Source organism: Streptomyces viridochromogenes, from assembly GCF_001270495.1.
Lineage (GTDB): Bacteria > Actinomycetota > Actinomycetes > Streptomycetales > Streptomycetaceae > Streptomyces > Streptomyces viridochromogenes_A.
Genome location: NZ_LGUR01000208.1, coordinates 54698 through 71676, shown reverse-complemented (window position 1 = coordinate 71676; position 16979 = coordinate 54698). Strand labels below are relative to the sequence as shown.

Sequence of the window (16979 nt, the reverse complement as noted above, 5' to 3'; positions counted from 1 at the left end):
GGGGAGTTGGATCCCTCGACGGTCCCGCCGGCTCTGCCCGCACCCGTGGTGCCCGCAGCAACCGGGCGGACGGCGAGCCAGGTCCTGTGGCTGATCGCCGACCATCACGAACTGCGGGCGGCGAATGTCGCTGAGGTGTTCTCCGAGCTGGCCTCCCTCGACCGGCCGACGACCATCGTCGTGCCCGACGTGGACCGGGCAGGACCGGTGCGCGCGACGGGGGAGCCCGCCCGCGTCGTCCGGGACGTGCTCGCGCCCCTCGCGGCCACGCAGACCGTCCGCCTCCTGGCCGACGTGCCGCGTCCGCTGGCCCACGAACTGGCCGCCGGGCTGCCGACCGGCGCGGTGCGCGTCATCGATCTCGACGAGCCGGAATGGGCCGATCCCGAGAGCCTTGCCCTGCACGCGGACACGGCACTGCATCCACAGCTCGGGGCACCCCGACTTCCCTTCACCGCTGACCCCGAGGTCCGCCGTCCGCTGGCGGCGGCCATAGGGCGCCGGGCCGGTACCAGCCAGCTGGTCGTGCAGCTCGCGACGCGCAGCATGCTCATGGCTCCCGACCGCGTCGCCCCGTCCTCCGATCAGCTGTTGCCCGCTTCGGTCGGCGAGGCTCTGGATCTGCACGCGCTCAGGGTCGACGGTGATCCGCAGACTCTCCGGTTGATACTGACGCCGCTCGCCCTCGCCGAGGGCCAAGGGCTGCCGTCGGACCTCTGGGGACGCCTCGTGACCGCGGTGGCGGGCCAGGACATGACGGGGACGATGGCGGATGCCTCAGCCCTGGTCGGTCCGTTTCTCCAGCCTGTGGACGGTGAGGACGGCCGTACGCTCCTACGACTCCGGCATCCCGCCGTCGGCGACGAGGTCCGTGCGGGTCTGCCGAGCGTGCGTACCGCCCAGGCACGTATCGCGGCGGCGCTGCTCGAGGCCGTACCCGACCAGGACTGGAGCAAAGCCGACCCGTACGTACGCGACTACGTCGCGGGCCATGCCCTGGAAGCCGGTCTGCTCCCGCAGCTCCTCACGGACCCCGGTCTGTTCGTGTACGCCGACCCCGTGGCCCTGCGCGCGGCCGTCGAATCCGTCCCTCACGACGCGCTCGGCGCTCCGGCCCGCACATACCTGCGCGTCGCTCCTCTTCTCACCCGCACCCAGGCGCCACCTCCGCTGCGCGCGGCGTTGCTGGAGACCGCATTCGTCGAGGACGGCCTGCCCGAGTACGCGGCCGCCGTGCACCGACTCGGCCTGGATCTTCCGTGGCGGACGCTGTGGAGCCTGCCGCTGGCGGGCATCAGCGCGGTGACGGTCGGAGCGCTGCCCGGAGGTGACGGAGAGCCCCCCACGCCCGTCGCGGCTCTCGCCGTGCCCGCGGGCACGGCCGGTGCCCATTCGGTCGGCGACGGCTCCGCTCTGGTCGTGCATGGCCTCGTCCAGCCGGTGGACCTCGCCGGTGCGTCGCCCGAGCAGATCCTGCTCCTTTCCGAGGAGGAGCGATTGGCGGCCCCGCTCATGCTCAGTCGCGGAGCCGATTACGTGCGGGTCTGGGACCGCAGCGGCGAGGCTCTGGTGGCAGAGTTGCCCTCGGAGACGCCCTATGTCGGCTCGGACCTGTCGCCCGACGGCGTTCTTCTCGTCGCCACCGAGCGCGGGGCGAGGGCCCTGCGGATCACTGCGGCGGGCTCCGGCGATAGCCTCATGGCCCGCGTCCCCGACCCCCGCGAAGGAGCCCCCGCGTGACCACCCAGCAGCAGGCGCTCGCCACAGCCGACCGCTGGCTCAACCCCGAGGGCTCGGATGCTCCGCGCCGCGAGGTCAGGTCCAAGGAGTTCGACCTGGGCTGGGTCGTATGGGCCGCACCCGCGCCACTGGAGCGTGATCCGGAGACAGGTCAGCGGCGACCGCCCTCCGAGATCGGCGACGCATGCGGGGTCGTGGATCGGCAGACCGGCGAGCTGACGGTCTGGCCGTCGGTGCCAGTCGACGAGGTCGTACGGATGTACCGACAGAAGCACGCCGCCGACCGGTCCGAGACGGACTCGGCGACAGAGGCGCGCCCGGTCACCGGACCGGGCAATACGGCGGTGTTCACTTACACCGATCCCGGCACGGGCCAGGAGATCTTCCTCAGCCGCACGTCGGCCCCGGGACTGCCACCCGCGGAGCATCAGGCGTGGGCCGAACTGCGACGGCTGAACGTCCCGTTCGAAAACGTCGTCGCGATCCACACCGATCTGCGTCCCAGCCTGCTGCCGGGTGGCTACACCGCGGAACTCGTCCATCTCTTCCGCAACGCGGAACTCTCCTCGTCCCACGCGTACGGTGCCCGTCCCGAGGTGCGTGCCGAGGGCGTCTCCGCTCTGATCCAGCAGGTCGAGTCCACGTATGCGATGGCGGGTCGGCAGCCCCCGCCCCGCCCGCACCGCAGCCCGATCCCGACGGCCGTCACCCCCGCCGCACCGATGAACGAAGCGGACCTCGGCCGCCATCTCACCCACGTCTTCGGCTCCGCCGGTGTACGCCGCTACGACGCGGACGGTCGCGCGGCGAGTCGACTCCCCGAGGCCACGCGGTCGGTCCTCACCTCGGCCGGCCTCCCCGTTGACCTGCCCCTCTTCTTCACGGCGGATCGCCCTGACGCTCCCCCCGCCGGCGGTATGTTCACCGATGTCTCCACCAACCTGCGCGAGCGCCGCAGCCCGGCGGGTGAGGAGAAGATCGCTGTCCTCGCCCACCTGGTCCGCATCGGCTGGGACGGCGTCGCGGTGCTCGCGGTGCAGTGCGTACCCGGTTCGACGGAGCCCAATGGCCTCGGTGCGGTCTGGGCAATCGACCCGGTCACCGCATCTGCCCGATACGTGAACATCTCGCTGGCTGCGTATGTCCGCTCTCTCGCCCAACTGGCCACGGTGCGGGACCGGATGCAGGGGCTCGATCCTGTGGCGGCGGGTACAGCGGTGGCGGAACTACAGGAGCAGTTGGTCGCCATCGACGGCTCGGCGTTGGCCGATCCAGGAGCTTGGTGGTCACTGATCGTCGAGCAGATGTGGCACGGGTTGTTCTGACCCGCCGTACCCGGGTCCTCGTCGACAGCACCGGGTTGTGGGTCGAGAACGGAAACCGCAGGAGCGTCACCCCCTGGCAGGTCGCCGGAGTCGGTCCGTACTGAAGCAAGTTGGGCCGCCGGACCGTCTACTCCCCGCCTCCCCTTCCCCGCCCCCTGCCGACAGGAGCTGGTCTCGGCGGTCCAGCAGCACGTCCCGCGCCTCTGACTCGGAGAGTCCGAGCGCGCCCAGGGCCATCGCCTGCCTCGCCCGGGACTCGGGCTTCACCATCGACGTCGAGTCCCCATACCTGCCGAAATGCCTCCTCGACCGCAGCTGGTACGGCGAGTTCCCCACCTGGCCAACGCGCCGGCCGACCACAACCCGGACAGCGAACAGGAGACCCATGGCTCCCGAAACACCGCCCACCACCCCGGACGAAGCCATCCAGATCGTCCGCGCGCGTTACGCCCAGCCCGAACTCCCCGACGGCACCCCCGCCGAACTCAACGTCCACGAGTTCGACATCGGCTACCTGGTCTACGCGGTCTTCCCGCCCGGCGTCGACGCATCCGGCCGACCACAGCCCGCCCCTCCCGGTGGAGCCAAGATCGTGGTGTCGAAGGAGACCGGCGAGACCGTCACCGTCCCCAACTACCCGACCGAGCAGGCCATCGCCCTGTACCGGAAGAACCTCACGCAGAACACCTGAGGGCCGGGCAAGCCCAGCCGGGCCGACCCGCGACACCGCTCTTCCTTGTTCGCCCCACCACCCCGACCAGGACTGACACCCATGGCCGGCCTCATTGACGGCTACGCACCGCATCCCTACATCGGCGGCCGCACAGCAGTGCTGCGTGCCCTCGCCGCCTGGCGGATGGAGTGGCCCGGCACCCCGCGCGTTCTGGTCGTGACGGGAGCGCCGGGCAGCTCGTACGTACCTGCGTACGGCCCCCCTGCTCACCCGCGCCCAGGCACCCGTCATACGGCGCGCCGCCCTTCTGGGGACCGCGTTCGTCGAGGACGGCCTGCCCGAGTACGCCGAGGTCATCCGGCATCGGCTCGGACTCGACCTGCCCCGGCAGACCGTGTGAGTGGCGGGCCATCGCGCCGCACCGGAACCAGCTCCGGTCCTGACCTGCCGGTGCGCATGGTCAGCACGTCATCAGTAGAGCGAGAAGCCGCCGCTGTGCCGCCCCTGGTTCCTCTTCCCGGTCTGCGGGTTCTCGCCCTCCGACCGCCTCGACTCGGACGGGTCGGAGGAGGAGCCACCGTCGGCCAGCGGCTCACCGTGCCGGACCTGATCGCGTTGCTCCTCCGACAACGACTCCCATTGACCGCGCAGGGACGCCAGGCCTCCGCCCAGGGCGCGGGACACCGTGGGGTCGTCCAGGGCGTCGCGCAGGGCGAGACGGCCGGAGAGCAGCTTCTTGGCCGCCTCCTGCAGCTCCTTGCTCGCGCCTTCGGTTTGGGACAGCTGGCGCAGGGCGGAGTTCAGGGAACGGATCTGGTCCGGTTCGAGTGCCTCGTCGATCACACCGCGTTCCTGCGAAGGGCCCTGCGGGTTGGGTGAGTTCTCGGGGTTCCTGGTCATTCGCTTCTCCTCGACTCTCGGCACCTGAAGTATCTCCCGTCACACATGGGTGCCATGCTGGGCCCATGGCCCGGACGCAAGGCACAGGAAGTGGCACAGGCGCCGGCCGCTCCCTCACCGGGCTCGTCGGCGGAGTCTTCGGGCGCCTCGGGCGAGCGGGCGGTCTGGTCTTTCTGATCGTGGGGCTCGTCCTGAGCGGATTCGGCGCGTACGAGGGGGCGTACACAGCGGGTTGGGCGGGCACGCGCGGCGCACTGACGGTGCAGCAGTGCGAGGTGAGCTACCCGGGCAACGCCTCCCGCAGCAGCCGTAAGAATCGGCGGCCCGTCCGCTGTGAGGGCACCTTCGTCTCCGAGGACGGCAAGACCACGGACCCCGATGCCGCGGTGCGGGTCAGGAAACGGTACGCGCATGGCGCGGAGTTGGCGGTGCAGCAGGCCGCCCCTCCGACGGCGGAGGGCGCGAGGGATGCCGAGTACGTCCAGACCGGGATGGACCGGGCCTGGCGCTGGTTCGGCGCCCAGTCAGGGCAGCGCGTCCGCCAGTGACGCACCCGCCGCCGCCAGAATGATCGCCATCATGGCCAGGCGGGTGCGTCCGCGACGCGCCAACTCCACGCCGAGACCGGCGGAGACGAGGGACAGGCCGTACACCACTGTTCCCACGCCCGCCTGCGTACCGCTGCCGAGACGTCCCATGATGACGAAGAGGCAGACCAGCGCGACCAACGCACCTGCGGCCATGAGCCCACCGCGAGCGCTCCGCGCCTGCTGCGAGCGCTGTCTCGCGAACCCCGGATCCGACTGCCTCGGGAAACTCGCCCTCAATTCATCCAAGCCGGGCGAAATCGGATCCCCCTCACCGGTCGGCACCTGCATCTGTACCTGTTCCCCGCCGCGTTCCCGGCCGTGCGTCGTCATGAGGAGGGAGCGTAGGTCAATTCGATAAGGTCACGCACCATGTTGCCTTCGCACACGCCTTCCCCCGCGCCCGATGCCACGGTCATACGGATCGGGCGCCGCGGTGCCATGACCGGGCTCCCCTGCTCCGTCCTGCTCATCGCGCTGGGCGCGGTCGGTGTCTTTGTCGCGGTCGTGGTTGCTACCGGGAACCAGAAGGGGGAGTCCAACCCGGCCGGGTACGCGGGTCTCGTCTTCATGTTGCTGCTCGGTGCGCTCGGCGTGTTCCTCTTCATCGCCAACTGGGCGAACCGTCGCGCCCGGATCCTCGTGGACGCCACCGGCCTGTGGGTCGAGAACGGAAAGCACCGGAACATCATCCCCTGGCAGGGCCTTGCCGGAGTCGGCCTGTACTGGAGCAGGTTCGGCCGAAGCCAGAAGGTCCAAAGCCAGAAGGTCTACTCCCTGGAACTGTTCCCCACCGGTCCCATCGACCGGGACGACCCCGTCCTGTGGACACTGGTCCGCGACGAGGAGCCGTTGCACCCCGAGCTGCCCCGGCTGCGCTACCGCCTCCCCTTCCCCACCCCCTGCCGACAGGAGTTGGTCTCGGCGGTCCAGCGGTACGTCCCGCACATCTGGCTCGGCGAGTCCGAGCGCGCCGAGGGCCACGTCGGCCGACCCGACGTCAAGGGACACCGACAGCGCACTCAGGGCCGTACACCGTGAACGGCCGGCCCCTTGTCGCGCCCCTCCGGACAACCGGGGCGGCCTGCTGCGGACTTGTGACAGCAAACCCCTGACCAGCTGGTCGCCCTCGGCGTACAGGTCATCGACACTCTGCTGCCGTATGCCGGAGAGGACGGCACGTCCCGGCTGAAGTGGGGTGCCGAGTCCCTCCTGCGCAGGCTTTCTCGACCCGTACAACTCCGCCGAGAACTGGTATGTCTCCCGCGAAGGCCACGCGGTGCGAAGCTTCGGCAGTTACGACCAGCCGCGGTTCCAGGGAGAACCACTGCCTTTCGAGGTGGAGTACCAGGAGAACACCGCCGACGTGGCGCTGCGGGCCCCTCCGGGGCAAGCGTGTCGACGTTCATGGCGCACGTCCGACACCTCTACACATCCGCCACGTCCCCCGCCCCGGAGAGCGCCCTTCACGCGGCCCGCTCCGGCTCCGACGGCCCCCTCCTGATCTCACTGATAGCTTGCTGGTCCAGTCAGTTCACTCCGTGGGAATCCGATGACTCAGCCGCCGTTCCAACCGCCACCGCCGCCTCCACAGCCGCCGCACTCTCCCAACAACCCTTACAACCAGCCCCCTCCGCCACAGCAGGCACCGGGATTCGGCCCTCCGCAGCCCCCGGTGCAGGCCCCCGGCCACCCGCCGATGCACCACGGAGCTCCGCCGCCGGTGCCGGGGCAGCCGATGTATCCGATGCAGCCGACACCGCCGTTCCAGGCGCCCCCCTTCGGGCAGCGGCCGAACGCGAGCGGTCATCCGGTCGGCGCGGTCTTCCTCGGGTTCTTCGCCTCGGTCATCGTCTCGATGCTCTACAGCGGTCTCATCCTGGCCACTTACGAGGACCAGACGATCACGACGGCCAACACCCTCTACCTGGGTCACGCGCTGCTGAACGGCGCGGTTGTCGGCTGCTTGATCGGTCTGGTGGGTCATCGCAACACCGGCGCCCACATCAGCGGAGCCGTCATCGCCGCCCTCGGCGCCTTCTTCGGCTACACCAACGCCATTCCGCTCATCATCGCCGACCGCCAATCGCCCGCCGCCATCGGGGACATGATGGAGGCCGACCCCCTGATTCCGGCCAAGGGCTGGTGGAACAACGAGATCGACGGCGGAGTCGACTGGTTCTCTCCGCTCGGCCTCGTACTCGCCGCGGCCGCCGCCTGGGGCCTCGCCCACCTCATCGGTAGCAGGCGCCGCCAGGCGTGACGTCATCTTCAGATGCCGGTCCGGGGGCCACCGCCCGGTGCCCGGTCGGTGGCTGAGCCGAACCCGGGTCCTCGCTCGGCCGGCCGGCGACCCGCCTCAGCGGAAGGCAGGGCTGTCACCGAGACCCGCCAGCGCCGCCCCGATACAGGTGACCATCATCGCCCAGCGCGTGTGACCGATCCGGGCGAGCACAAAACCCCAACCGCCGAGGGCCACACCCATGGCATACGTGGCGACCCAGACGCCGAGCGCATCGCCCTGAACGAGGCGTACGACGATCAGGACCAGGCATACGACGGCGACCAGCCCGGCGAACGCCGTGTACATCCCTCGTGCCTGCCGCGCGTCGCGCCGCCGTTCCTCCGCGAGGCCCGGTCGGCCCTGAGCGTGGAACTCCGCACGCAGTTCGTCCGTGCTCGCCCCGGAGGACCGGGGCCGCCCGCTCGATCCGTCCGACCTGTTCGCCGCGTTACCGCCATGCGTTGTCATGTCAGCCGACCCTATCGGTCGACGACCACCCGCAGGCGGGCGGCCAATCACGTCACGAGCCTTCGAGATACGCCAGCGCAAGCATCAACGGCACGGAGGCGAAGGCGAGTCCGAACGCCGTGGCCGACATTCCCGTACGGATCTCTCGCTTGGCACGGACGCCCAGGTAGGCCGCGATCAGCGGGACCACGGCGCTCAACAGATAGCTGAATCGCCACCCACCGTCTCCGATGAGGAAGACCATAAGGCCGCAGCAGGCCGGCACGGACGCGATGCTCAGGTAGCAGGAGCGGGTGAGGAAGCGCTCCAGGTCGTCGACCCCACCGAGGAAACCCATTGATCCTTACCTCTACACCTCTACGTCCGTCACACGGCCCGGTGGCCGTAACCACTGGCGCCCACCCCGGCGGTGACTGCCTGTGCCTCGGCCGGCGCGAACATACCCGCCGAGCCGACCTGTCCGCCAGCGGGGAGCGTTGGCCAGGCCGGAGCTGTGTATGGGAGCACAGCTGAAGCCGTGGCTGGGGCGGTGGCGGGGGTGGTGTCAGCCGAACTCGTTCCGGGCCCAGTCGTCCGCGCCCCCGGAGGACCCGGAGCCCGCCGATGCCGCCGCGGAGGCGGTGGCCGCCGGCCTGGTCGATGTCTGTGTGGTGCCCGAGGAAGCAGCGGAGGAGCCGGAGGAGCCGGAGCCCGCTGTGGAGGACGCCGTGCCGGAAAGGCTGTCGGCCGTCTGCGCGGCGTCGGAACCTCGTCCGGAGATCGCGTCGACACCGTGCTGTACGCGGTCGCCGGCCGCCCCGGTGACCCGTTCCGTCGCGTGGTCCACGGCGTTGTTCACGTGCGTGGCCGGGTCCACGTAGTCGGCGAAGGTCGATCCCTCGCCACCCGTGACCTCGTTCTTGAGGCCGTCCACATAGTCGCCGGCCGCTTTCTTCGCCACGTCCGCCGTCTCGCCGAGGTCGACACCGGACCGTGCGTCGAAGTAGGTCTCGATGCTCTGCCGGCCGATGTTCTGCGCCATTCCGACGGCCGCTTCCGTGGCCTTCTCCTTGGCGGCGTCGACGACCTTCTCCTGGACGAACTGCTTGGCGTGCTCCTTGAGTTGGTCCTTGGCGAACTGCTTGACCTTCTCCTTGGTGATCTTCTCGAGCTGCTCCTTGGCGATCTTCTTGACGGCGTCCATGGTGGCGTGCTCCATGGCCTTGGTGACCGCCTCCATGACCTCCCTCTTGAGCCGGTCCAGCAGCTCTCGGACGATCAGTCGCGTGGCCTGTGTCGCGCCGAGCGCACCGACCTCGGACAGTCCGAAGGTGAAGGGAGCGGCCGCCTGCGCCGCGATGATCTCGAAGGCCAGGGCTACGAGTTGTGCGATCACGGCCAGCTTCGCCGTGAGTACCGCCACCGCGGCCGCGTCGAAGGCGAAGGCGATCACTTCGCACGCGGTCTTCGCGTCCGGCAGGTAGCGGTCCTCGCCGTTCGCGCCGGTGTAGGCGCCCCAGTCCTTGCTGAACCCGTCCACAGCCGTGCCGAAGTTATGGGCGACAACGGTACGGGCGAGACCTTCGCCCTCTCTCTGGATCTCTTCGAGTCGGTCACCGAAAGCCCGCCAGGTCTCTGCGACCTTGTGCAGTGCTTCTTCGTCGACCTCCGGCCAGGTGTAACCGAGAAGGTCAAGCACCCAGACAAGCTCACCGGGCAATGTGAGCGACATGCCAATAGCCCCCGAATTTAATTAGAGTTGGCCGGAGATTCCGTTCATGAGGCCACTGTTCGACGTATCCGATGCGTCGTAGTTTCGCGCCATTTCCTGTAGGCCATCTCCGATCTTCTGGAGCCGTTCCGCAAGGCTGTCCATCGATGTGAAGATTCCGTCGCGAATCGGCGTGTAGACCTGACCGAAGATTTCCCCGAAGTCCGCCTCCGCCCAGGGCTCTCCCAGCCCTTCGAGGGCATCCTGGAGCCACTTGGACGCGGTCGAGAAATCACCTCCGAGATCGGTGAACTTCCCTCCCTGCCTGCGCAGCACATCCGTGTCCACGTTAAAGGTGTCGAACTCCATGGCGCTCCCCCGAACTCCCGTTGCCGTAGTTCATATTGGACGACAGACCGATACCTTAGACTCCTCGCGCACAGCCCTGCCAAACCCACCAGTCAAGAGATCGTCAAGTCATTCAAGGGGACACCAAAAGTGGTGACAACACAGCCGCGTTACGGCAGGACGGGGAGTCTGTGGATGGGGCGACTCCTCGGATTGGGACTGCTCCTCGTGGCCGCGGTCGTCGCCACGGTGACCATTCCGGAACTGCGCAGCGAACTCGCCGGTGACGGCACCGAAGGAACCCTCACGATTTCTTCATGCGAGACGCACACGAAGACCCACTACGGCACGCACAGGCGTTCTACGGAACTCAAGTTCAGCTGCACCGGGAACTGGAGCGCACAGGACGGCAAGGCCACCTATCAGGACGTGGTCGTGGAAACGTCATCGCGTTTCGAAAGCGGGGCCAAAATCCCCGTGGTTGAAGTGGATGGCACCTTCGAGCAGCCGCAGGACCGGGACCCCGGGGACGACGCCGCGATCCTCGCCTTCTGCCTCTCCGTGCTGGCCGTCGGCATCTACTGCCTCCTGACCGGCTTCGGCGGCCGGGGCGGCCCCGGCCTCGCGGCCTCCTGGCAGCACCTGCCCGCCCGATCCGTCACCGGCCCCGTGCTGGGCGGCCTCTTCGCCCTGGGCGCCCTGGCAGCGCTCGTCTGCGCGCTCGTCCTGTGACAGCCCTATCCCCGTTCTCAAACCTCCTGAGGAACCCTCAATGACCCAAGTGCACGGGAATGCGGCGCCGAACGCCGCCACCCCTGGAGACCGGACGAGCCTCGGCCGCCTCATCGGCGCGGGCCTGCTCCTCGCAGGCCTCGTCCTCCTGGCCCTCGGCGCCTACCTCGGCCCCTACACCTACGCCACGGCCACGCCGGGCAAGCTCACCGTCGACACCTGCACGGTCGACTACAAGTACCGCTCGAGCACGTCGAGCGGCTCACGGAAGAAGACGAAGACCCGTTGGTGCTACGGCACTTTCACGTCCGCCGACGGCTCCGTCAAGGACCTCAACGCCGAGCTCAAGAGCGATGCCCTGCACCAGCGGGGCTACGTGATCGAGGCCGTCAAGACAGGCGACACGTCCTACAAGCTGGACCATGGCTGGGCCGGCGCCATCGCGGTGGGCTGCGCGTGGTTCTTCGGTGCCCTGATCTCCCTCGCCATCGGCACCTTCGGCACCGTCACGGGCTTCACCTCCGGCGGGACGTCCGCGCAGGGGTTGTTCCGCACTTGCCTGGTGCTGGTGGGGGTGGGGGTGGTCGGGCTCGTTGTCAGTTTGCTGGTGGTGTTCTTCGTGTGACGAAGCCCCGGTGCCCCTCCGGAGAAAAGAGAGGCGCCGGGGCCGAGTTCATGCTGGGTCTCAGACTGCGACTCGTTGCCGCTTGCTCCTACGGAACAGCAGCAGACCACCGCAGACCACGAGAAGCAGGCCACCACCGACAGCGCCGAGACCCGTCGCGAGCACCCCTGTCTCCATTGCCGGATGGGAGATCTTGTCGGTGCCTGTCGGCGACGCGAAGTGCTTGACGTCTCCCTTGTACGGCTTCGGCTCGGTGTCGATCTTCGACGGGTTGGCCGCCGCTCGCACCGCTGCCGCGGCGTTGATCTGACCAGCACCGACGAGAGGGTCGTGGCCGCCTGCCGGATGGTCGGCCGTGCGCATCAGGATCGCGCGCGTCTGGGCCGGGGTCAGGTCCGGGTTCTCGGCGAGCATGAGCGCGGTGACACCGGCGGCGATCGCCGTGGCAGGGGAGGTGCCGTTGATTGCGCTGTAGCCACCTTCCTTGTCGGCGCTGACGATGCCGACGCCCGGCGCGGCGATGGTGTTGTGGGTACGCACCGTGGAGAAGTCGGCGCGCTGCCCTCCCTGCTTGGTCGCGGCGACGGAGATCACGTTCGCGTACCCGGCGGGGAAGTTGCCCTCGTTGCCCTCGTCACCGGAGTTGCCCGCGGCGGCCAGGAGCGTGACGCCCTTTTGCACGGCACGGGCCGCGGCGGCCAAGTCCTCGCCCTGCATTCGGTTCACCACGTCTCCGCCGAGAGACATCGAGATCACGTCGGCTCCGTTCGCCACCGCGTAATCGATGCCGTCCCCGACGGGGCTGAGGCCCCGCTCGAACTTGTACTCGTGGCTGTCGTCGATCACCCGAGCGGTGATGATCTTCGCCTTGGGCGCGACCTTGAGGACGTCCGAGACCATGGCGGTGCCATGAACGCCGTAGCCGTCGTCTCCGGGTCGGAGACCGTCCGAGTCGTAGAAGTCAGGGCCGACCTTGGCCACCCTGCCCTTGAGCGCCGGGTGGTCCGGATCGATGCCGCTGTCCAGCACGGCAACGGTGACGCCTTCTCCCTGGTTGAGCGTGTGGGCCGTCGGTAGGCCGAGCGCCGCCGACTCCCAGCTGACCGGCGCGTTCTCGGCAGCCGAGGCGGGAGGCGCGCCCCAGGAGAGAGCCGTACCCATCAGGACCGTCAGCGCGGCACCGGTGACAGCGGAGTGGCGTATGAATCGGGCGGTCACTGCGAGTCTCCGCTCTGCAAGCGGTCCATGTGGGCTCGGAAGAGATTGACGAGGTCGTCAGCGTTGGCGCTCCAGGATTCGCGGTCGGTGGCGTTGCCGCCGCTGTCACCCCACTCGCCAGGCAGATCGCCCGCGATGTAGCCGTCGACGGAGCCGACGCTGGCCGCCACCACATACGGCATGTTCTCGCCGCCCATGGGCATCAGGGCGGAGCCGTTCCGGTGCTTCCAGTTGGCGGCCAGGGTGCCGGGCACCGCGTACGGGGCAACCACGCCATCGTTGAGGAGGTTGTCCTGGTAGGCCGTATAGAGACCTTCTCCCTCGGGCCGGCCTCGAACGGGCCCTCGGGCAACACCACCACCGCCACTGTCGCGACCATGTTCGCGGTCGAGTCGACGTAGGTGGCGCGCAGGACCGCCTTGCAGCCGTTTTCCTGGGCGGCCTTCAACGTATAGCGGGTGATGCCCTTGTCGCAGTCGGTCTCGGGCGAGATCCCCGCGCGGTTCCATATCGCTTGCTCGCGGTCGTAGAGCCCGCCGTTGTAGCCACCACGGCCGCCGAGCGTGGTCGGAAAGATCTTGTCCACCGGTTCGTCCCGCCACAACACCTTGCCGGATTCGTCGTTCGGGATCTCCTGCCGGGCGTTGCTGTACGCGTGCGCCGTGAGCGCGCCGCCGCCGACGAGCAGCAGAGCTCCGACGAGACCGAGCAATGTTCCTAGTACCTTGCGGCCTCCGCCGCCTCCAGAAGCCTGGTTCTGCGGGCCCTGCGCCGGCCAGGGCGCCTGTCCGGGAGGCACGACGGGTGCACCAGGCCGGGGTGCAGCCGGCATCGACGGCTGCTGAGCATAAGGATTCGGGCCCCCTGGGGGCTCTGCGTCGGCCAAGACACCTGCCCGGCAGGCTGACCGGCTCCGCCGGGCGGCGGGGCAGCCGGCATCTGCGGCTGCTGAGGATACGGATTCGCGCTGCCCGGAGGGCCAGGCGGCGGGTACGACATGTGTTCCCACTCCCCCATGAAGACCAGTTTGTGATGAGCACGGCCGCCCTCTTAGCTGGAGCAACGCCCAGGTCGTCGAGTCGGCCGCGTCGTGCTCGGCGAGGATCCGGCAGACGGTGAGCGCCGATCCTCGCGGCCGTCCGTCCTCTCCGGACGTACGCGAGAACATGCGTCGCTACACGCGCCCGCAACGTCCTGCCAGAGCAATGTTCCGCGGCATGGCTGCGATTTGAGGTCTCCCTGTCAGAACTCCGGGGGCTTCTCGCGGAGGCCGGTGAAGGTTCCGCGTACGCCAAGGTCCCGACCGGCGTGACGATTGCCTGCTGGGTATTTTGTTGCAGCCGCCAATGCTCGCGTGTGGGACAGGGGTTACCGCCGCCATGAGCGCGAGCCTCAATCACGAAGATCGTCGAGGCCACGCCGCCCATACCGGCACCGCCCCGCACGCGCGTGCCCGGGCTCATGTCATGGACGTGAAATGGGCATGAATTCGGGCAGGGTGAGGGCCAAATGGGCCGGCCGTCCCTCCGCGGCGGGCATGGCACTCGGATTGCGGAGCATGTCGTTGCGCTGCTCCAGAGCCCGAACGGTGTTCGGGAAGAGCGTGGCATCGCCCTCGCCGACCTGATCCTGGTTCACGGTCACGAACTCACGGGTGCGGTGTTCGTAGACGGCGAAGCCCGCGCTTGGTCACGGTCGGCCAGGGAGTCGGCGAGCATGTACGCGCCGACGAGCGCGAGGCTGGAGCCCTGTCCGGTGAGGAACGAGGGCGCGTACGCGGACCAGCGCGACCCTGCCGCTGGACCAGCAGGGCATACGGATCTGGCTGCCCCGTCGAAGAACGGGTCATCCGCGTCGCGCATGGCGGCAAGCATGCCCGGGACCTCCCCGAGTGGTGGATGCCGTCACCGGTGGTCTCGGGCGCCGGGCGCCCGAGCCAGCCCTTCGAGCGCAGTTCGTACGCTCGCTGGGTCCGTGCCAGATCTTCGCGAGGTCTCCGAGTGCGAACTCTGACTCCCGAGGTGACAGCCCGGAGCCAGGCTGGTCGCTACGCCTCACCCAACTCGTGGTTGCCGCGGAGGCGTTGCCCGGGACCGGCGAACCGGTCCCGGGGGGAATTTCACTGAGTCCAGCTCACCCTCGGCTGGTCACCTCAGGTTCGGAACCGGGTCGAGGTGGCTCAGCCGGAGCGGAAACGCGTCCGCCATACGGCTCCACCCGTCACCCCAGAACTTGACCGTGCACCACGAACCATCGACGAAACCGATCTCGTGGTCACCGCCCACCACGTCACTGCGATCCCGGATCCAGGCCACATTACGAATATCCGTGGCCCACCCCGCTTCAACCAGACCGGGGTTGCCGGTGAAGGAACGCACGCGGGACACGTACACGATTTGCAGGCGGTGGTCGGTCACCTGCATCACGACGGACGGCAGGTTCGCCGGGTTCTTCGTCCGTGGCACCAGGCCGCGGGCCAGATGGCCGGCCATGCTGTTCCAACCGCCGCGAAACGGCTTGCCGGGCTTCCTTTTCTCACGCTCGGTGAACGCTTCGACCAGCCGTTCGACCGGGTTCAAGGTGGCCGTAACGAGTCTCAAAATCCCGGTCACCGGCAGCAGCAACCAACCACCCAGCGCACGACGCTCGGATCGCAGAACCCGCGGGCGGCGAAAATAGCCGGGCGACGGCGCCCGTTCAGCCAGAGTGACCCCGTGCTCAGCACGCAGCACCTCACCTGCCGGCGCCAAGGACCTCGCCCGCTCGACCATCTCACGGACGAAGCCCGCCCTGTTCGTTCCGCTCACCCGAAATCGTCCCTCACAGTCCTTGCCGCGCTCGAAGGAGTCACGTCCGTACGCTCGCCGAAACTCTGCGGGTCGGGGCGCTGGTGGTACTCGTAACGCTCCTCCGCCACCCCCGGCCCGTCCTCCAGCAGACTCTCCTGCACCGTGCCTGCCGGGTCCGCGCCAATGACGTCCTTGACGACGCCCTTCACGCCCTTCTTGACGACCCTATAACCCGCATACATGGCCAGATCGTTGATGTTGCGCTCAGGAATCGGATTGCCGCGCTCATCCACCTTCCTTATGTAGCGCGACAGGCCGCCCTTGAAATGCTTGGGCCCCTTACGCAGTGCATTCCGCAGCTTCATCATCTTGCGGAGCAGCTGCATTCGCTTGGCGAGGTCCGACAGCGCGTCCGCCAGTTTCGCCGTGATCTTCACGGCCTTCGCTGCCTTGTGAGCGATGCCCGCGGCGGCGATGAGCGGACCGATAGCAGCCGCGGCACCCGCCGTCAGAAGAGACAGGATCGCGGTGGTCGCGGCGGCCGCGAGCGCGGTCTCCACGATCTCGACGATGAGGTCGAGCATCAACTGCTCGGCAGCCGCGCACTCCTGGGCCGCCATTTCGAGGAGTTCGGCCATGGTGTCCATGTCCGTGGCCTCGCCCCTGAGGGCTTCCTCGAACTCGGTCATCATCGTGTCGAAATTGCTGAACGCCTCGCCCTGCCACTGGGTGGCGAGCGTACGACGTTCTACAACCAGGTCCTCGATCACTCCGCGCACATCATTGGCACCCTTGCGCCACTGAATCGCGGTCTCGGCGAGGAGTTCGTTGTCGCCACTGACCTGCTCGAGGAGTTCATCCAGGTTGAACTGCTTCATGATGCCCCGGATGATCTCGTCGAGAACACCCGCGAGCGGATTGCTCCAGTCCAGGACGAAGTTGATCCGGCTCAGGGCATCGCCCGCCGCCTGCCCCGCGCCCATCAGTTGCCCCCGCCCATCATGCCCCTGTTGTCCATCTCCGTGCCGTCGTAGGCGGCAGCGGAATCCTTGAGCGCGTCGGCTATGGAGTGCAGAGTGTCGACGGCGTCGGTGAGGTCGTTGCCTGACTCCTTGTGCTGAGTGTCGTAGTCGGCTTTCAAATCGTCCGACTGCGGCAGCCTTCCGAAGGTCTCCTGGGTGAGCTCCAGTTGCTGGGTACGGCTCCGGATGCTGTCAAGCCGGCCGGCTGCGGCCTCCACAGCCCTGGCGTACTTGCGCAGGGCGTCCCCCTCGACATCGAATCCCCCGCTCATAAGCCCTCTCATTCGTACGGTACTTGAATGGACGTGGCCACTCCGACAGCCACGACGAGATCCATTTCATCACGGAATCACGGGGCTGGCTCAAGCGGCTCGCAGCCCCGACCTGGCGGACACCCCACCCGTCTTCAACGTGACGTTATGACCCTTGATGCGAGCTCTGTTGATTTTAGGGGTTGGGGTACTGGAACGGCTGCTGTTGAGGAGTGGGGTACCCCTGCTCGGCGGTTGGGGGATACACCTGCTGGGCGTTTGGGTAGATTGGCTGCTGAGGCGAGTAACCCGGATTCTGGGCGCAGG

Annotated in this window: 20 protein-coding genes and 1 pseudogene; 8 read left to right on the top strand and 13 right to left on the bottom strand. The window is 68.3% G+C overall.

What is annotated here, in order from left to right; translation table 11 throughout:
* The first annotated feature begins 45 nt into the window (after nucleotides 1-45).
* From ADK36_RS26480 to ADK36_RS26465, 3 genes are all read left to right on the top strand, one after another.
* Nucleotides 46-1740 carry an ATP-binding protein gene (locus tag ADK36_RS26480; protein ID WP_234329878.1) on the top strand — a complete coding sequence of 565 codons (1695 nt, stop codon included), beginning with the start codon at nucleotides 46-48 and terminating at the stop codon, nucleotides 1738-1740.
* The gene (locus tag ADK36_RS26475) at nucleotides 1737-3065 is read left to right on the top strand and encodes an SUKH-4 family immunity protein (RefSeq protein WP_048584667.1); all 1329 of its coding nucleotides are present in this window, start codon (nucleotides 1737-1739) and stop codon (nucleotides 3063-3065) included. The genes ADK36_RS26480 and ADK36_RS26475 overlap by 4 nt, the downstream gene beginning before the upstream one ends.
* 385 nt (nucleotides 3066-3450) lie before the next feature.
* Entirely contained in the window at nucleotides 3451-3756 is a 306-nt protein-coding gene (locus ADK36_RS26465) for a hypothetical protein (RefSeq protein ID WP_048584665.1), read from the top strand.
* Nucleotides 3757-4209: 453 nt separating this feature from the next.
* Here the strand turns inward: ADK36_RS26465 and ADK36_RS49005 are convergent, their stop codons facing one another.
* The gene (locus ADK36_RS49005; RefSeq protein WP_048584664.1) at nucleotides 4210-4638 is read right to left on the bottom strand and encodes a hypothetical protein; all 429 of its coding nucleotides are present in this window, start codon (nucleotides 4636-4638) and stop codon (nucleotides 4210-4212) included.
* A gap of 65 nt (nucleotides 4639-4703) precedes the next feature.
* Here ADK36_RS49005 and ADK36_RS26455 point away from each other — a divergent pair, with 65 nt between their 5' ends.
* Entirely contained in the window at nucleotides 4704-5186 is a 483-nt protein-coding gene (locus tag ADK36_RS26455; RefSeq protein ID WP_048584663.1) for a hypothetical protein, read from the top strand.
* On the opposite strand, the gene ADK36_RS49000 is transcribed toward ADK36_RS26455, so the two are convergent.
* A complete protein-coding gene (locus tag ADK36_RS49000; protein WP_159029260.1) occupies nucleotides 5163-5381 on the bottom strand; it encodes a hypothetical protein in 219 nt (72 codons plus the stop codon). The genes ADK36_RS26455 and ADK36_RS49000 overlap by 24 nt on opposite strands.
* Nucleotides 5382-5666: 285 nt before the next feature.
* On the opposite strand from ADK36_RS49000, the gene ADK36_RS26445 reads away from it, so the two are divergent.
* Both ADK36_RS26445 and ADK36_RS26440 read left to right on the top strand, forming a co-directional pair.
* Nucleotides 5667-6266, top strand: coding sequence for a hypothetical protein (locus tag ADK36_RS26445; protein WP_078916519.1), 600 nt, complete (start codon nucleotides 5667-5669; stop codon nucleotides 6264-6266).
* A gap of 706 nt (nucleotides 6267-6972) precedes the next feature.
* Nucleotides 6973-7488, top strand: a complete 516-nt coding sequence (locus ADK36_RS26440; RefSeq protein WP_234329877.1) for a hypothetical protein — start codon at nucleotides 6973-6975, stop codon at nucleotides 7486-7488.
* Nucleotides 7489-7584: 96 nt separating this feature from the next.
* Here the strand turns inward: ADK36_RS26440 and ADK36_RS26435 are convergent, their stop codons facing one another.
* The 4 genes from ADK36_RS26435 to ADK36_RS26420 form a co-directional block, all read right to left on the bottom strand.
* On the bottom strand, nucleotides 7585-7977 hold the full coding sequence (locus tag ADK36_RS26435; protein WP_048584659.1) for a hypothetical protein: 393 nt from the start codon (nucleotides 7975-7977) through the stop codon (nucleotides 7585-7587).
* A gap of 52 nt (nucleotides 7978-8029) precedes the next feature.
* Entirely contained in the window at nucleotides 8030-8314 is a 285-nt protein-coding gene (locus tag ADK36_RS26430; RefSeq protein WP_048584658.1) for a hypothetical protein, read from the bottom strand.
* A gap of 207 nt (nucleotides 8315-8521) precedes the next feature.
* Nucleotides 8522-9655 carry a hypothetical protein gene (locus ADK36_RS48995; protein WP_053084735.1) on the bottom strand — a complete coding sequence of 378 codons (1134 nt, stop codon included), beginning with the start codon at nucleotides 9653-9655 and terminating at the stop codon, nucleotides 8522-8524.
* Nucleotides 9656-9709: 54 nt separating this feature from the next.
* Nucleotides 9710-10036 carry a hypothetical protein gene (locus ADK36_RS26420; protein WP_048584657.1) on the bottom strand — a complete coding sequence of 109 codons (327 nt, stop codon included), beginning with the start codon at nucleotides 10034-10036 and terminating at the stop codon, nucleotides 9710-9712.
* Between the two features lie 174 nt (nucleotides 10037-10210).
* On the opposite strand from ADK36_RS26420, the gene ADK36_RS26415 reads away from it, so the two are divergent.
* Together ADK36_RS26415 and ADK36_RS26410 are read left to right on the top strand one after the other, a co-directional pair.
* The gene (locus ADK36_RS26415; RefSeq protein WP_159029259.1) at nucleotides 10211-10747 is read left to right on the top strand and encodes a hypothetical protein; all 537 of its coding nucleotides are present in this window, start codon (nucleotides 10211-10213) and stop codon (nucleotides 10745-10747) included.
* A 40-nt stretch (nucleotides 10748-10787) separates the two neighbouring features.
* On the top strand, nucleotides 10788-11372 hold the full coding sequence (locus tag ADK36_RS26410) for a hypothetical protein (RefSeq protein ID WP_048584655.1): 585 nt from the start codon (nucleotides 10788-10790) through the stop codon (nucleotides 11370-11372).
* Between the two features lie 60 nt (nucleotides 11373-11432).
* On the opposite strand, the gene ADK36_RS26405 is transcribed toward ADK36_RS26410, so the two are convergent.
* The 7 genes and pseudogenes from ADK36_RS26405 to ADK36_RS26370 form a co-directional block, all read right to left on the bottom strand.
* Nucleotides 11433-12590: a S8 family peptidase gene (locus ADK36_RS26405; protein ID WP_048584654.1), complete on the bottom strand. Its 1158-nt coding sequence runs from the start codon at nucleotides 12588-12590 to the stop codon at nucleotides 11433-11435.
* Entirely contained in the window at nucleotides 12587-12844 is a 258-nt protein-coding gene (locus tag ADK36_RS26400; RefSeq protein WP_048584653.1) for a hypothetical protein, read from the bottom strand. Before ADK36_RS26400 ends, ADK36_RS26405 begins: the two co-directional genes overlap by 4 nt.
* Nucleotides 12793-13302 carry a hypothetical protein gene (locus tag ADK36_RS26395; protein WP_048584652.1) on the bottom strand — a complete coding sequence of 170 codons (510 nt, stop codon included), beginning with the start codon at nucleotides 13300-13302 and terminating at the stop codon, nucleotides 12793-12795. The genes ADK36_RS26400 and ADK36_RS26395 overlap by 52 nt, the downstream gene beginning before the upstream one ends.
* Before the next feature lie 752 nt (nucleotides 13303-14054).
* Nucleotides 14055-14476, bottom strand: a pseudogene (locus ADK36_RS46685) (FAD-dependent oxidoreductase); the annotation flags it as partial.
* A gap of 261 nt (nucleotides 14477-14737) precedes the next feature.
* On the bottom strand, nucleotides 14738-15397 hold the full coding sequence (locus ADK36_RS26380; protein WP_159029258.1) for a hypothetical protein: 660 nt from the start codon (nucleotides 15395-15397) through the stop codon (nucleotides 14738-14740).
* A complete protein-coding gene (locus ADK36_RS26375) occupies nucleotides 15394-16362 on the bottom strand; it encodes a WXG100 family type VII secretion target (protein WP_048584650.1) in 969 nt (322 codons plus the stop codon). Before ADK36_RS26375 ends, ADK36_RS26380 begins: the two co-directional genes overlap by 4 nt.
* Nucleotides 16362-16673, bottom strand: a complete 312-nt coding sequence (locus ADK36_RS26370) for a WXG100 family type VII secretion target (RefSeq protein WP_048584649.1) — start codon at nucleotides 16671-16673, stop codon at nucleotides 16362-16364. Before ADK36_RS26370 ends, ADK36_RS26375 begins: the two co-directional genes overlap by 1 nt.
* Nucleotides 16674-16979: the final 306 nt, after the last annotated feature.